This window comes from Endozoicomonas sp., from assembly GCF_031844845.1.
In the GTDB taxonomy this organism is placed as follows: Bacteria; Pseudomonadota; Gammaproteobacteria; order Pseudomonadales; family Endozoicomonadaceae; genus Endozoicomonas.
This window is the reverse complement of record NZ_JAVRMB020000227.1, coordinates 37,336-52,085: the sequence shown is the minus strand read 5'-3', so window position 1 is coordinate 52,085 and position 14,750 is coordinate 37,336. Positions and strand designations below refer to the sequence as shown.

Here is a 14,750-nt window from a genome sequence, read left to right as displayed (position 1 = left end):
AGTCGATAGTAATAGGCTGTTGATTCCCAGCTCATGCCGCCCAGTAATCCAATAGTTCTCATTGCTTCCTATCTTCGGGCTGAATAATCCCGGTTACGATCATATACTGCGCCAGATAGTAGGTCAGCATAATTGCAACGCCTGCATAAGGCAGTGGTTGTATGAATTTATTGATGGCAATCAGGCTGTCAGAGAGTGCGAAGGTGCAGGCACCAACAAATAGCCATTGCCATGGGCGATTGCAAAAAGCCGCACCAAGCACCATAGCGCTGATGGCCAGTAAATAAGCGATCACTGGAATCATAAGCTCGCCACTGGCGGGTAAAATAAACCACCCCAGTATCAGGGCTATGGGTATATAACCGGTAGCCAGCCATTGCCGTTGTCTATTAAATAGAAAGCGCTGCCAGAACAGAACTGCATAAGTTACCTGGGCGATCAAAAAGCTGGCTAAACCGGGCACAAAGAAGTTCCCCACCGTTCCATCCAGAGCCAGCAGGATATCGCCACCGGCGGAAAACAGAATCGCGACCACCATACCTGCCCGTAACTTACCGGCAAGCAGTGTCCAGACAGGAATCAGTAGCAGAAGAACAGGGGCTGCTTTTGACACAACCGCCAATGCAACGGGCAGTTGATTCATAAACAGGAGATAGATGAGGGCCAGGGCCCAGAATGTGAGATTGATCGTTTTTGACATGGTTTCACTGTTCTTATTGTTGGTGTAGTGAGGGATTATGATCTGAACTTATTCACAGGCCAAGGGCTTCTCACGGGCCAAGGGCTTCAGCCAGTGACTTTTCAATTTGTGCCTTCAGGCTTATGCCGGAAGTTCTCGTCAGGGTGGCGGTAAGTTCATCATGGCCAGGTACGTCTCTCAAGGCTGTTTATTCGGGGTCGATAACCTGATAGCTGGTTTTTTGACAACAGGCCTTGTGATGAGAAAAGACATAAATTCCCCTTCTGTTCAGCCGGTGAATACACAGCACGGCAATGAACATAATGTTTCGCAGAAAAAAGGAAGTCGCTGGCAGTATCTTATCACGCCGCTGAAAGCAGCAGTGCTTTCTATTAAGAAGTCATTGTCGTCGAAAACGCCGACAACAAAAGCACTCTCCGATTATGCGGTTTCTCATGCCAGTGATAAATCAGGCAAAAACTACATGGCAGGCAAGGAGGAGAAAGCAGATCCTGTTTACGCCAAAGTCAATAAACAGCCCCTTTATGCCAAAGTGAATAAAAATCGGCAGTCGGAGAAGCTGAATACATTTGATAGTGTTCAACCGTTTCATGAGGAGCAGGCAAGCACCAATAGTTCTGTGTCCACCGGGGGAGGTCATAATGATCCAGGTTATGCATCAATTGATGATGTCCCGGGCATCCCACCACGGATCACCTGGACAGAAGAAGGAGACAGTGGTTATGCCCGTATTGATGATACACCAGGAAATGCCGGTTTAACGGATAGTATCAGAGACGAAAATGGGGCTCTGCGGGTAGAGGAAGAAGATCCTTATTCGGTGATTCCCGATGACTCGAAGGTTCTGGAAGAACCGGAGGTCACAGATAGCAATCAAAATGAGCCCATTTACGCGACAGTAAACAAGCATCAACTCAATAAGGAAGCTCCCCAGGCATGGTTCGATGATCCTGACTATGCCAGTCTTGATGAAAGTGGCCGGGATACACAGGTTGCTAATGCTTCAGATGAACATCCAGATATTGAAGAGGATGGTTATCAGCGGCTCCCCGGTGACGAAGAGCCTCTCTATGAAACACTTCCTGGTATGGAAGAAAATCAGTTATTCTCATCTCCGAAGCTGGTGAAAAGTACGTCGCTGGATACAGGGATGGATCAAGTTAAGGATGAAAGTCTGGGGGAAGATCTTTACGAAACCCTGGCCGATTTCCCTCCTCAGCTTCCACCCAAGCCTGCCAAATTAACAAAAAGTGCCTCTTCTGAAGGTCAGCTTGATCAGCTGGATGTTAAAAGCAAACAACCGCGAAAACTGCCTTTAGCGGGACTGGTGAACTGGGCTAAAGGGGCTAAAGATAAACATGCTGAAATGACAGGGCTTGAGAGTGCAGAAGCAAGAACTGAGCGTGTACAGAACCTGATGGATCGCTGCAATAAACCAGGTGATGCCATTGTACTGACATTCAGAGGCGGTCGTCATAGCGCCATACTGGTTTATGATGACGTTCTGAAGAAGTCTGTTTACCTCTCTTTTGGTGCTGAGAAAAGTTATAAAGAAAGAGGAGGGGGGAGTCAGGAGCTAGAGCATGACATTTATGGCTTTCAGGATATGATGGCGGAAAAAAATATGGTTAAGCTGGAAGGTATGGATAATCAGGCCATATTGAAAAAGTGGCGAGGAAGCGTAAAAAATAAGTCGTTTAATGTGCTTACCCGGAACTGTTCCTCCATTATTAAAAAGCTGGTGCTGGCAGGTAGTGAGAACGCTCTGGGTAAGGGAAAACTGGAGCATGACAGGCATTGGCAGATGCCATCCAATACCCTTAATCTGGCGCTGGAAATAAAAAATAAAATGAACCCGTCACCTTAAAAGCAGGTGTCGTTTAATTATTGGTGCGTTTCAACCATCCAACCTGAGGCATTAACGATGTACAGGGTATTGCCTGCGTCACGGATAACAATACCGCCATAGGATAAAACGTTAATACAAGGGATAAACACCTTCTTTTACCAGCTGATAATCAGCGCCCTTATCACTCTTTACAATACTGACCTCAAATTGATCATCCTTAAAGCGAACCAGCAGATACTTCTGATAAACCACGGCACTCCCCAGAAAGACCGGGAGATGTTGGCCGGGGCCATAGAAATTCCAGAGCGTGTGAAAATTGACCAGGCCAATATAAGGATGCAGGTGACCTGCAAAGATCGCTGAAACCTTAAATCGGCGAAGAATATCCTTTATTTCATGGGTAAAACTGGAAATATGGTAGTTAAGGATGATATGTTTTCCTTCTTTGCTGGCTTGCTCCAGGTCATTAATCAGCCAGTCTCTGGCAGACTGAATATTGAAATAATCACGCCTTGCCTTACCGAAGTTCCAGCCATTCCATTTAGCGGTATAGGTTGGGTAATTATTGAGCTGAACAAAGTGTATGTCGCCAATATCCCAAGAGTAGGCAAGGCTTTTACTGTACTCTTTTTTCAGTGAGGGAAACTGGTAATGAACACCGGACTCATGATAATCAAAACGTTTAACATTCAGTGTTCGAACCTGATCCCGGAGATAGAGTGCCATTCTGGATGCACAATTATTAGCAAAACAGTCATCAACGTTATTGGCAATATCATGATTTCCCAGGCCCGGATATACATTCATTTTTAACTGTTTATGGTAAAGCTCCTGGTACGCATCGAACTGCCAGTCATGGCCAAAGGCGGTCAGGTCACCATTAATAACCACACCGGCGAGTTGATCTTTACCCAGGTTATTCATCAATGCATTCAGGCTTTGAATCTGATTTACATTTTCCTTCCAGGCTTTATCCTTGTCATTACAATTACGATATTGATTGTCACAGGACCATGGGTATTGCGGATCGGACATAAATGCCATGTGAAAGTCGTTGTAGTTGAACGGAATCAGGCGAGCGTAAGAGAATGTATCGTTCAGTTCTTCTCCCACATTGGCTGTGGAGTGGTAATAGGTTCGGCAAACCCCGTTTCCATCCGGGGCTTCGCAGGCTTCCAGCGCATGTCCGGGAGCCAGCTGGAACGAGGCTGTGGTACCCCCGGCAAAGCCCTGAATATCATGAAACTCCTGACTGTCGATATTATCTGGGCAAAGTGTAACTAACTGGCCAGAATATTGAGGATATTCATAAAGGTTGGAACAGGCTTCTTGTGAAGCGGAACTGTTTTGGATAAATAAAAAAGCCGTCATTAAAACTAATAAGGATTTAATTAATGATATTGCTTTAAATCCTGACATGGAAAGGCCTTTTTAATGTTAATGGTTAGAGTTTTTCTTTGATTTCATTGTCGGCAGATATTCTGAGAGTAGCATTTTAATTAACTAACGTTATGATAATTATAAAAAATATCGACAGGTGATTATTCTCTTTAAACAGGAGTTGGAAGTATTTGCTATCCTGAATCTGTTATTTTTATATAGTGAGCTTTTTGAAAAGTACTAAGAATCGCTAATGTGCTTATTTTCAAAGAGTCAAAAAGGAATTAGATCATAATCCGGTATCGCCGAATAATCAGGTAATGGACCAAATAGAGATAAGTACTATGAAAAAAGGACGTTTATTAATTTTAATCCTATCGGGATTTATTGCATCAGCCTGTTCTCAAGAGCAATCTTCATCTAATAGGGAGAGCCTGATGTTTGAACAACCAAGGTATCATAAATACAGTGTGGAAGAGATCTTAAGTACCTCTGAAGATGAAGAGCTTGTTAAGATCTCCGGAGAACTTATCCGAAAAATTAAAGGTAAAATTTATTTGTTTCGTGGAGAGACCGGCGAAATCAAGGTGGTTATTGAGGATGCGATGTTATCTGATAATGGTCTTACGTTGAAATCTCCGGTCATTATCAAAGGTGAAGTGGATAATCCGGCGGATAAGCCTCCCAGGGTTGATGTTGATGATATTCACTATGTTTTTTAATAACTGATTGAGTTGTTTATAGAAATGGCAAAGCACAGTGCTATGCCATGACGTTGTTAAGAGGTTGTTAAGAGGTTGTCGAGATCGGATGTAAATGTTCATTTATATCTCTATCGTCTTTGCTGCGAAGGAGCCTGTCGCAAAAGGTTGAAAATGCCGATTTCTACCCCCTCCGTCTTTCCCGCGAAGGCGGGAATCCATCTCGAGAGTGGGAGTTTGTCTCGAGCAGTGGATCGCCGCCTGTGCGGGGATGACGGTTGGCGCGGGAATGACGGAGGGCTGGTGCTTTCTACAATGCCATTTCCCTTACTGCTCTCCATAAATAGTTTCAGGATCCTGAAGCACCGGATCTTCGGTATTCCACAAAGCATTTCCGCCTTCATCCACAAGGCGACGATAAAAACAGGATTTACGCCCGGTATGGCAGGCAATACCACCCACCTGCTCAACCTTAAGCAGAATCGCATCACCATCACAGTCAAGGCGGCACTCTACCAACCTTTGCGTATAGCCGGAGCTTTCACCCTTACGCCACAGCTTTCTCCTTGAACGAGACCAGTAAACGGCAATCTGTTCATTCAGGGTCAGCTCAAGGGACTCCCGGTTCATCCAGGCCAGCATCAAAACCTCGCCGGTGTCATGATCCTGGGCAATGGCCGTTACCAGACCATCATCATTCCATTGCACTTCATCCAGCCACTGATTTGTTATCATCTTTTTTATCCATTATCGAAGTATCAACCAGCCACCCAACACCGCAATCATCAGGCCAGACATCGACTCATTGATGACAAAGGAGCCTGACCAAGCCAAGACTGCAATTCCGGCAACCAACAACACAAACCCGGCACGCCGCTGCCTTACCCTGCGTTTTTCTGCCAGAACCTGCTGCTGATGGAAAGACTGCTGCTGATCAACCAGAGTCCGAACCGTTGATATCACTTTCTGAGCCATGACCGGAGCGCTCAACAGCCAGTCAGCACTCTGCTCCTTAATATTGCAGGCAATACCCATTGGGCTTACCTGGTCTCTCATCCACTTTTCCAGATATGGCTGAGCCGTTACCCAGAGGTCCAGATCAGGGTATAGCTGCCGGCCAAGCCCTTCCACATTCAGCAAGGTCTTTTCCAGCAACACCAGCTGAGGCTGCACTTCCATATTAAAACGACGGGCAACCTGAAATAACCGAACCAGCAGCTGCCCAAAGGAGATATCTTTCAATGGCTTTTCAAAGATCGGCTCGCAAACCGTACGAATGCCCGCTTCCAACTCACCCACCGGTGTATCCCTCGGCACCCAGCCTGAATCCACGTGCAACTGGGCAACTTTGCGATAATCACGACGGAAAAAAGCCAGAAGATTACTGGCCAGATAATGCTGATCTTCCGGTTCCAGGGTTCCAACAATGCCAAAGTCTATCCCGATGTAACGGGGCTCCTGAGGATTACTGGCATCAATAAAAATATTGCCCGGATGCATATCCGCATGAAAAAAACGATCCCGGAACACCTGGGTGAAAAAGATTTCAACGCCTCGCTCCGCCAGTTTTTTCATATCCACGTTCTTTGCCTGTAACGTGGCGATATCAGAAACCGGAACTCCATAAATGCGCTCCATTACCATCACTTTTGTACGACAGTGATCCCAATAAACCTGAGGCACGTATAATAACGGTGAAGCCAGGAAGTTACGCCGCAACTGAGAACAGTTGGCCGCTTCCCGGAGCAGGTCAAGCTCATCAAAAATAGTACGTTCATAATCCGCCACCACTTCAACCGGACGAAGACGACGGGCGTCTTTTGAGAGCGTGATAAGCAGACGGGCAAACAGATACATCAACCCGATGTCTTTGCGAATCACCCGCTCAATACCCGGGCGAATCACTTTTACCACCACTTCCTCCCCCGTGTGCAACCTTGCCGTATGCACCTGGGCAACAGAAGCAGAGGCCAGGGGTTCACGATCAAAACGGGCAAACTGAGTATCGACACCACAGGCAAAAGCAGACTCAATGATGGCAACGGCATCCTCTGCCGGAAATGGCGGTACATCATCCTGAAGGCGGGATAATTCATCACTGATATCGTCGGGCAGAAGATCTCTTCGAGTTGAGAGAATCTGGCCAAACTTGATAAAGATGGGACCCAGTGCTTCCAGCGACAGTCGTATCCGCTCCCCGCGGGGCGCATTATTCCGGATAACATATCGCCATGGCAGTAACCTCAGAACGCAGCGCAACCAGAACGGTGATCGATCCAGATCAATCAGGTTGTCCAGCCGGTTACGGGCGATAGCTGCCACAATTTTCAATAAGCGAATCAACGGCAAGCCCCCGGCTTATGATTTTGCATCTGATGTGGTTTTAGATTTAAGCGTGTCTTGCCACTGGAGTTCCAGTCTGTCCATAGACTCAGCCAGCTGACCAACCTCTGCAATAAAGCCTTCCACTTCTACTCTTGAAGGAATCAGGCGAAGCTCTTCCTGAAGATATTCCCCAAGATTATCCATAACCAGCTTCTGCCCTCTGTGGGCATGATCACCAATAAAGCGAACCCCTCGGGCCATCATATGCCCGGGAATATCGCCAAAGGTTTGGCAAAGCGGTCTTTCCCAATCAATTTCCAGTTGCTGGTGAATGTGCTGCAAATCCTTAATCAGCGCCTCATCGCCGGAAATGGTTAAACCGGGAATTTCAAAAAATGGCAGATCCCTCCGGGCTACCAGTACGGCAAATGCAGCGCTGGAACCTTCAAAAATTGCATCAACCTCCCCCTCAAAGACGCTGGCCAAACGAATCCGGTCCTGCTCAAAATGAACAAAACATGCCCACCGAGGTGAAGTGCATTGAAAAGAAACGACCTTACCAAACCATTGCGACAGTTTTTTTATGGTCACCGGATCCAGTGCCAGCAGCGCATTCACCTGATGCTCAATAGCTGCCAGCAAACCGGTTTTGACAACAGGATCCACCATCAGGGCTTGACTCCCTTATGCAGAGCCACAATGCCGCCGGTCATATTGTGATAAGTGGTATTCACAAAACCCGCATCCTTCATCATGCCTTCAAGGGTTTCCTGATCCGGGTGCATGCGAATACTTTCCGCCAGGTATTTATAGCTTTCAGAATCGCCAGCCACCAGCTTGCCTATCATTGGCAACAGACTGAACGAATAGGCATCATAGGCCCTGGTCAACAGTGGGTTATTGGTTTTGGAGAATTCCAGAATCAGTAGCCGGCCACCGGGCTTCAGAACCCGGCACATGGAACGAAGCGCTGCCTCCTTATCGGTAACATTGCGCAGGCCAAAGGAGATGGTGACGCAGTCAAAGGTATTATCCGGAAACGGCAGACACTCCGCATTGGCCTGAACAAACTCCATATTGCCCACAACACCCTGGTCAATCAGTCGATCCCTGCCCACACGGAGCATGGATTCGTTAATATCCGCCAGAACAACGCGTCCTTTGCCCCCAACCATACGGGAAAACTGTTTCGCCAGATCGCCAGTACCACCAGCGATATCGAGCACAGCCTGACCAGGCCGGACAGCAGAAAGCTCAATGGTAAAGCGCTTCCAGAGACGATGAACCCCCATGGACATCAGGTCATTCATCACATCGTAGCTACTGGCTACGGAATGAAAGACCCCGGCAACCATTCCTTCTTTTTCATTTTCCGGCACATCGCGATAACCAAAATGGGTTGTGCCGTCACCTTTATGCTTGCCACTGTCTGTCATGACCCTTCCCGGCATTCATCCGATCAATCTTATGGCTGGCTATTGTAAAGGCAAACGGGGATCGGTGTCAGTAGATTAGGGTTGAGAGTCAGAGATGTAAACCGGGGATGATAATGGAGAAAAACACGGCAATCCGAGGATGAGAGCATAAGCTGGTTATTTAACGCGGTTTCAACAAATAACAAACCGGGCTGTCAGTGGAACAGCCCGATTATAGCAAAATCAAGTTTATAAACGTGTTTCTTGCTCTCCGTCTTCTCCGTCTTCGTTTCCCCATACCCAACTCGTAGAAATACTCCCATTCGAGCTGTCATAGGTAGAGTTGCCCTGACCGACTGCCTCACCCTTCACTGAAGGCCCACCAATTTCCTCATAAATGGGCTCAGCCATTGGGTCAGATTGAGCAGCTTTCGCAGCCTTTCCTGAATTATCAGCTGACTTCCCAACAACAGTGTTAGTAAACCTCAGCCGGATCATACCTTTCGCAGAGACAAGATCCTTTTCGCCACTCTGATTGAACAGCATCCTTGCCTGCTCATTGGAGATATCGAACAGATCTGCGGTGAGACTTAGGACATCTCCTCTCTCATCGTCTGATTTAGAGTTGTTAAAAGTTTCTTTCAATGATGAGTAGACTTTTGTTTCAATTCGGCCAAACTGCTTATTCTTCCTATCAGCTCTAACCCTCGCAGCAATAGAAACTCCAGCAGCAGCAAGCTTGGCAACCCCAACCGTAGCGTTGGTAGCAAGGCTCCCGAGGCCGGGCGCCGCTATAGATGCCACTGTGCCAGCAGAAGCCCCCACCACATCAATAGCTGCCTGTGCATCCGAGCTGGCTTGTTTAACACTCGTACGATCTTTTTTTGCATCAATTACATCAGCAGCTAATTCCAACGCATTTTTTAAAGATGGGTTGCCGTTGAGCATATCAAATCTACTCTGGGCAAAATCACCAATATTCTTCAGTTTCGAGTCGAGAATCAAATTACTCTCTGATCTATAGTTGCCGTCTTCTAACTCCCTGAGTGCACGGACACCGTAATCGACTTTCAACACAGGTATCATCGCAGTAGCCAGTGCTGCTCCTGTCCATTTCATCTGACGTACCTGATGATCAATCTTTCTCTGTTCATAGTTAGCAAAAGATTTCAATGCCGGAGCATCATCCTTATAATCAAGCACTTGACTTTTGACATCGTTCTGGGTGGGAAGCTGTACAGTTTTACTTAAATGAGCATGCAACTTCTTATCATTAATAACAAACCGGTGATCAGTTGCTAATGCTGACTCACCAATTTTTTTCAATACAGGCGTCTTATATTTCATTTCAACACCAAGAGGCTTCACAATGGCATTGAACTGCTGCATCAGCCTTTTTGACTGGTGTCCGGGTTTTAATCGCTTTTTCCCATCTTCACTTCTTGTTTTGTCCGCGTCCTTTCCAGCTTTATAATCTTTACCCTTCTTCTCAAAGTCTGTTTTCCACTGTTTTAGCTGTTCAGCTATGGTCTTCCCCCCAAATTCTTTGCCTAATACAGAGTCCTTAGCTCCCGTTATTCCCCCTGCAATGTCAATCAAACTGTCAGCCAGTTTAGCCATTTTGTTATCATCACTGAAATGGCATTTGCTTTCACTGAGAACTGTTCGTAAAGAATTGGTTTTCTCAACAGAGCCAACATCAGACAGCTTCGCAACCAGTGCGTAGTCTTTTAAATCCTGAACCGAAGCCGAGTCCTTCCCTCCTTTAGCATCGGAATCCCACCGACCAATAACATCACCACACTTGCTAAAGGCCTCCTGCCGGTTCTTAAGCTTAGAAAGCTTATAAGCCTTGCGACCAAGCGTAAGACTGTGGGCAAGGATTCCCGAACCCACATCAACACCCACACTAACTGGATCGAATAAATCAGAAATGTCTGCACTACCCGCTGTCTCACTAACTACCACCTCACTGACATCAACAGCCTCGGCCTCGGCCTCCCCCGCAACCACTTCCGCCTCAGCTAAAAGCTCCTGAACCTCCTCCAGGTCACCAGCTTCAACAGCGTCATTGGCGAGATCGTCAATGCTATTCAGCTCAGTAAGCTGATCTTCTGCCTCTGAAACCTGCTCGCTGGCCTGAGCATAATCCTGCTCCAGATCATCAAGCTGACCTTGCAGTGCGGTAGTCTCTTCAGTCAGGGTTGTCACTGCATTCCCGGCCTCAGCTAACGGCTCCTGCAACTCAGCCAATTCACTTTCTGCAGAAGCCAGCTCTGTACTTTTAACCGCCAGCACACTTTCTAAAGAGGTCAATTCAGCCTGCTGACTTGCAAGTATTGCCTGATGCTCTTCAACCAGTGTTGTCAACTCGTTAAAAGCCGGATTTGCCGCATCATTAAATGTGTCCCTAACCCCTTCATTGGCAAGGTCTAATAGACGCTGCCCCTCAGCAAGTTGATCCTGCAACTCAGTAATAAGATCCTGCTGTTCAGTAATGGCTTGATTTGTATCAGCAATTGAGCCCTGAAGGCCATCCACATCCGCTTGCAATTGGTTAACCTGAGATGTTCCATCAGCCACCTGCTGAGAGAGTTGCATCTGCGACTCTTCAGCAGTAGCCAAAAGCCCCTCCTTTTCCCCCAGGGCTTCTGTTACGCTATCTTTTTGAACACCAATGGATTCTTTCAAATCAACCGCTTGATTGAGACCGGTTTGCGAGGCATCCACAAGTGCCTCAATATCATCCCTTACGATCCCCGCTTCCGCCGAATCCTTCAGAATTTGCAAAAGACGCTCACCCTCTTCAAGGGCAGAGTTTTCCATTCCAGAGTTTTCCATTCCAGAGCTTTCTAAAACGTTTTCTATTGAAAGCCCTGAGTCCCTGACTGCGCTTATGTCCTCTGCAAATTTCATAGCGCCATAAAGCACCATGCCCTCTGTACCCGCAAAAGCCTCCACATAACCTTCACCAAAAGCAATGGAAGACCCATGATCATTGCTTGTCTTATCTCGACGGCCTTTGACGGCGCTGTTTACGTCATTAGTGGAATCTTGCTCAAGCAGGCTAACTTGCCCCGCTTGTGTGGTTAAATCCTCATCTGAAGCTCCAAAACCAGCAATTCCACTTTTATCTTCAACAGCGTCGCTTGTGACTGAGTTAGCAGATTCAGATAATCTGGTATCTCTTTTGGCAAGCAGCGTCTGTTCTGCTTTTTCCTTACCTTCAGACTTATTATTTCTTTTTGAGAAAAAGTTTTTCAGTTTTGATAGTTTGGAAACTTTCTGCCCCTTACCAGTCTTCACTGGCTTCTGTTCAGCAGAATTTTCATTTTCAGAGCCCGGAGGCTGAGTTATATTGCGAGATGTTGGATTTCCAACTCCTGGTATTTTTCCACCTTCCATGAGAAGCCATCCTTAGCTGTCTATATCATTTCCTGAAAGTATAGGACAGTAAACTGGCAAGTCCTTAAGGAATTGTCCCGAAATAAATTATCCATTTGCCAGTAGATTGAGGCACCTGGGGAGCAGTACTTAAACAATTCCGGCTGCGTTCTCCGCTGTCATCCTGTACAGGGATTGTACAGGATGACAGCGGGAGTTGGTCGGTAATAATGACTGTTTTCCCAAATGTGGAATTTATTAAAGGACAATCCCTAAGCAGCTAATGGCTGTGAATTTTCAAGGCAATTAACGCGAGGTTTAAGGTTGTACCAGAATGTTGACACTCTGATTTATAGATAGGAGAGCTGTTATCGTAAATAAACATCTGTTTTAAAAACTTAATTGATAAGGAATCGATTAAAAATACTTAAAACGAATAAGAACAACCTGAGAGCATCCTTGCTTATCATGCTTATTGAAAAAGGCGAACTATTGAAACTTCCGGATCACGACTGGCCCCTGCATCTCTTATAGCTTGCAAGTATTCATCCCAAAGCTGCTGCCTGTTATGGCAAAGCTCATACAGATAATTCCAGTCATAAATACCGCTATCATGACCATCATCAAATATCAGCTTGATGGCATACTGGCCAACCATCTCCACACCGGTAATGGCCACATTCATCTTACCCGTTTGTAAAACAGGGTTGCCATGCCCTCGTACCTCGGCAGAAGGACTCAACACCCGGAGAAATTCGGCCTCCAACTGAAAGCTTTCATTTCCGAACTGCACTTCCAGCAACCTGGAGAGTTTGTGGAGTTTAATGGCAGATGGAATCTGTGTTGTCACAGGTAGAATACCGGGATTAGAAAGATGAGAGAGGCCTCACCTGAAAAAAGAGGCCTCACCTGAAAAAAGAGGCCTCACCTGAAAAAAGAGGCCTCACCTGAAAAAAGAGGCCTCACCTGAAAAAAGAGGCCTCACCTGAAAAAAGAGGCCTCACCTGAAAAAAGAGGCCTCACTTCAAAGAGAGGCCCGTTTATGAATCAGAGAGTTAGAGAATATAACGGCTCAGATCTTCATCCTGAACCAGTTCGCCCAGATGTTGATCCACATAAGCGGCATCAATTTTCAGGGGTGCGCCATCCTGAGAGGAGGCGAGGTCTACCGCACTGAAAGAGACTTCTTCCAGCAAACGCTCCAGCACGGTGTGGAGACGACGGGCACCAATATTCTCAGTACGCTCGTTAACCTGCCAGGAGACCTCAGCGATACGACGGATGGCATCCTCAGTAAACTCAATATTGAGTGATTCCGTTGCCAGCAACGCCTGATACTGCTCGGTCAGGGAGGCGTCCGGCTCAGTCAGAATGCGCATAAAGTCATCAGACGTGAGCGCCTTCAACTCAACGCGGATTGGCAGACGACCCTGTAATTCCGGAATCAGATCTGAAGGCTTGACCTGATGGAAAGCACCAGAGGCGATAAACAGAATATGATCGGTTTTCACCATGCCGTACTTGGTGGAAACGGTGCAACCTTCAATCAATGGCAACAGGTCACGCTGAACCCCTTCCCGGGACACATCCGCATTGGAAGAACCGGAACGCTTGGCCACTTTGTCAATTTCATCAAGAAAGACAATGCCATTCTGTTCAACGGCATCCACGGCCATGGCCTTCAGCTCATCTTCGTTGACCAGCTTGGCGGCTTCTTCTTCCTGAACCATGCGCATGGCGTCTTTGACTTTCAGCTTGCGGCTTTTGGACTTGCCGGTATTCATGCTGGAGAACATGCTCTGCAGCTGACTGGTCATCTCTTCCATGCCCGGAGGTGCCATGATCTCAACGCCCATGGCCGCTTCACGCACATCAATTTCAATCTCTTTGTCGTCCAGGTCACCTTCACGGAGCTTCTTGCGGAACACCTGCCGGGTAGGGTTATCCTGTGGCTGTGACTCTTCACTGAAGGTACGCGCCGGTGGCAGCAAAGCATCCAGAATGCGCTCTTCAGCCGCATCCAGCGCACGATGTCGCACTCGCTCTATTTCCTTTTCCCGAAGCATTTTGATCGCCGCATCCATCAGGTCACGGACAATGGACTCAACATCACGGCCAACGTAGCCAACTTCAGTAAATTTGGTGGCTTCAATCTTGATGAATGGAGCATTGGCCAGCCGGGCAAGACGCCGGGCAATTTCGGTTTTACCGACACCGGTAGGGCCAATCATCAGAATATTTTTGGGACTGATTTCATTACGCAGCTCTTCACTCAACTGCATTCTGCGCCAGCGGTTCCGCAGCGCTATTGCTACAGCGCGCTTGGCATCATCCTGACCAATAATATGTTTGTCCAGCTCATGGACAATTTCGCGGGGTGTCATATCTGACATAATTGAAACTCGTTATAAATAGCAGTGCCTTCAGGCAATTGGAAGCTCTTCAATGACTTGATTCGAATTGGTGTAAACGCAAATATCTGCCGCAATACCGAGACTCTTTTCGACAATATCCCTGGCGCCTATCTCAGTGTTCTGAAACAGCGCCTTGGCGGCTGCCTGAGCATAAAATCCACCGGAGCCTATGGAGAGAATACCGTCCTCTGTTTCCATCACATCACCATTTCCGGTAATAATCAGGGAGGCGCTGGCATCCGCAACGATCAACATTGCCTCCAGCCTTTGCAGGGCTCGCTCCATACGCCACTCTTTAGCCAGTTCAACGGCCGACTTGACCAGCCGCCCCTGATGCTTTTCCAACTGAGCTTCAAAGCGCTCAAACAGCGTAAATGCATCAGCGGTACCACCCGCAAAACCAGCAATCACTTTTCCGTGGAATAAGCGACGTACTTTGTGGGCATTGCCTTTAATGACGGCATCACCCAGCGAAACCTGACCATCGCCACCGATCACGACACGGTCGCCACGACGTACCGACAAAATAGTTGTGCCACGATACTGTTCCAAGGCTCGCTCCTTAATAATAATACGGATAAC

12 protein-coding genes are annotated in these 14,750 nt (G+C 47.2%); 2 read left to right on the top strand and 10 right to left on the bottom strand.

Going from position 1 to position 14,750, the window contains the following annotated elements; genetic code table 11:
* Positions 1-58 precede the first annotated feature (58 nt).
* Positions 59-700: a lysoplasmalogenase gene (locus tag RM811_RS12045; protein WP_402524493.1), complete on the bottom strand. Its 642-nt coding sequence runs from the start codon at positions 698-700 to the stop codon at positions 59-61.
* Between the two features lie 238 nt (positions 701-938).
* Between RM811_RS12045 and RM811_RS12040 the strand changes: the two genes are divergently transcribed.
* Entirely contained in the window at positions 939-2,567 is a 1,629-nt protein-coding gene (locus RM811_RS12040; protein WP_402524490.1) for a hypothetical protein, read from the top strand.
* Positions 2,568-2,678: 111 nt separating this feature from the next.
* On the opposite strand, the gene RM811_RS12035 is transcribed toward RM811_RS12040, so the two are convergent.
* Positions 2,679-3,968 carry a metallophosphoesterase gene (locus RM811_RS12035; protein ID WP_402524488.1) on the bottom strand — a complete coding sequence of 430 codons (1,290 nt, stop codon included), beginning with the start codon at positions 3,966-3,968 and terminating at the stop codon, positions 2,679-2,681.
* Between the two features lie 305 nt (positions 3,969-4,273).
* Here RM811_RS12035 and RM811_RS12030 point away from each other — a divergent pair, with 305 nt between their 5' ends.
* The gene (locus tag RM811_RS12030; protein WP_402524485.1) at positions 4,274-4,651 is read left to right on the top strand and encodes a NirD/YgiW/YdeI family stress tolerance protein; all 378 of its coding nucleotides are present in this window, start codon (positions 4,274-4,276) and stop codon (positions 4,649-4,651) included.
* Between the two features lie 306 nt (positions 4,652-4,957).
* Here the strand turns inward: RM811_RS12030 and hisI are convergent, their stop codons facing one another.
* From hisI to hslV, 8 genes are all read right to left on the bottom strand, one after another.
* A complete protein-coding gene (hisI, locus tag RM811_RS12025; RefSeq protein WP_402524483.1) occupies positions 4,958-5,365 on the bottom strand; it encodes a phosphoribosyl-AMP cyclohydrolase in 408 nt (135 codons plus the stop codon).
* A gap of 12 nt (positions 5,366-5,377) precedes the next feature.
* The gene (ubiB, locus tag RM811_RS12020) at positions 5,378-6,979 is read right to left on the bottom strand and encodes a ubiquinone biosynthesis regulatory protein kinase UbiB (RefSeq protein WP_402524481.1); all 1,602 of its coding nucleotides are present in this window, start codon (positions 6,977-6,979) and stop codon (positions 5,378-5,380) included.
* Between the two features lie 9 nt (positions 6,980-6,988).
* Positions 6,989-7,624 carry an SCP2 domain-containing protein gene (locus RM811_RS12015; RefSeq protein ID WP_402524480.1) on the bottom strand — a complete coding sequence of 212 codons (636 nt, stop codon included), beginning with the start codon at positions 7,622-7,624 and terminating at the stop codon, positions 6,989-6,991.
* Complete coding sequence (ubiE, locus tag RM811_RS12010; protein ID WP_402524478.1) at positions 7,624-8,391, bottom strand: bifunctional demethylmenaquinone methyltransferase/2-methoxy-6-polyprenyl-1,4-benzoquinol methylase UbiE; 768 nt, start codon at positions 8,389-8,391, stop codon at positions 7,624-7,626. The genes RM811_RS12015 and ubiE overlap by 1 nt, the downstream gene beginning before the upstream one ends.
* Positions 8,392-8,619: 228 nt before the next feature.
* A complete protein-coding gene (locus RM811_RS12005) occupies positions 8,620-11,775 on the bottom strand; it encodes a hypothetical protein (protein ID WP_402524476.1) in 3,156 nt (1,051 codons plus the stop codon).
* A 451-nt stretch (positions 11,776-12,226) separates the two neighbouring features.
* Positions 12,227-12,604, bottom strand: a complete 378-nt coding sequence (locus RM811_RS12000) for a gamma-butyrobetaine hydroxylase-like domain-containing protein (protein WP_402524474.1) — start codon at positions 12,602-12,604, stop codon at positions 12,227-12,229.
* Positions 12,605-12,809: 205 nt separating this feature from the next.
* Positions 12,810-14,147, bottom strand: coding sequence for an ATP-dependent protease ATPase subunit HslU (hslU, locus tag RM811_RS11995; RefSeq protein WP_402524472.1), 1,338 nt, complete (start codon positions 14,145-14,147; stop codon positions 12,810-12,812).
* A gap of 30 nt (positions 14,148-14,177) precedes the next feature.
* A complete protein-coding gene (gene hslV / locus RM811_RS11990) occupies positions 14,178-14,720 on the bottom strand; it encodes an ATP-dependent protease subunit HslV (RefSeq protein ID WP_402524469.1) in 543 nt (180 codons plus the stop codon).
* Between the last annotated feature and the right edge of the window lie 30 nt (positions 14,721-14,750).

Bases quoted from the DNA above. Each gene is read 5' to 3' on its own strand.
- RM811_RS12045 (WP_402524493.1), bottom strand. From the start codon at position 700: ATGTCAAAAACGATCAATCTCACATTCTGGGCCCTGGCCCTCATCTAT.
- RM811_RS12040 (WP_402524490.1), top strand. From the start codon at position 939: ATGAGAAAAGACATAAATTCCCCTTCTGTTCAGCCGGTGAATACACAG.
- RM811_RS12035 (WP_402524488.1), bottom strand. From the start codon at position 3,968: ATGTCAGGATTTAAAGCAATATCATTAATTAAATCCTTATTAGTTTTA.
- RM811_RS12030 (WP_402524485.1), top strand. From the start codon at position 4,274: ATGAAAAAAGGACGTTTATTAATTTTAATCCTATCGGGATTTATTGCA.
- hisI (WP_402524483.1), bottom strand. From the start codon at position 5,365: ATGATAACAAATCAGTGGCTGGATGAAGTGCAATGGAATGATGATGGT.
- RM811_RS12015 (WP_402524480.1), bottom strand. From the start codon at position 7,624: ATGGTGGATCCTGTTGTCAAAACCGGTTTGCTGGCAGCTATTGAGCAT.
- ubiE (WP_402524478.1), bottom strand. From the start codon at position 8,391: ATGACAGACAGTGGCAAGCATAAAGGTGACGGCACAACCCATTTTGGT.
- RM811_RS12005 (WP_402524476.1), bottom strand. From the start codon at position 11,775: ATGGAAGGTGGAAAAATACCAGGAGTTGGAAATCCAACATCTCGCAAT.
- hslU (WP_402524472.1), bottom strand. From the start codon at position 14,147: ATGTCAGATATGACACCCCGCGAAATTGTCCATGAGCTGGACAAACAT.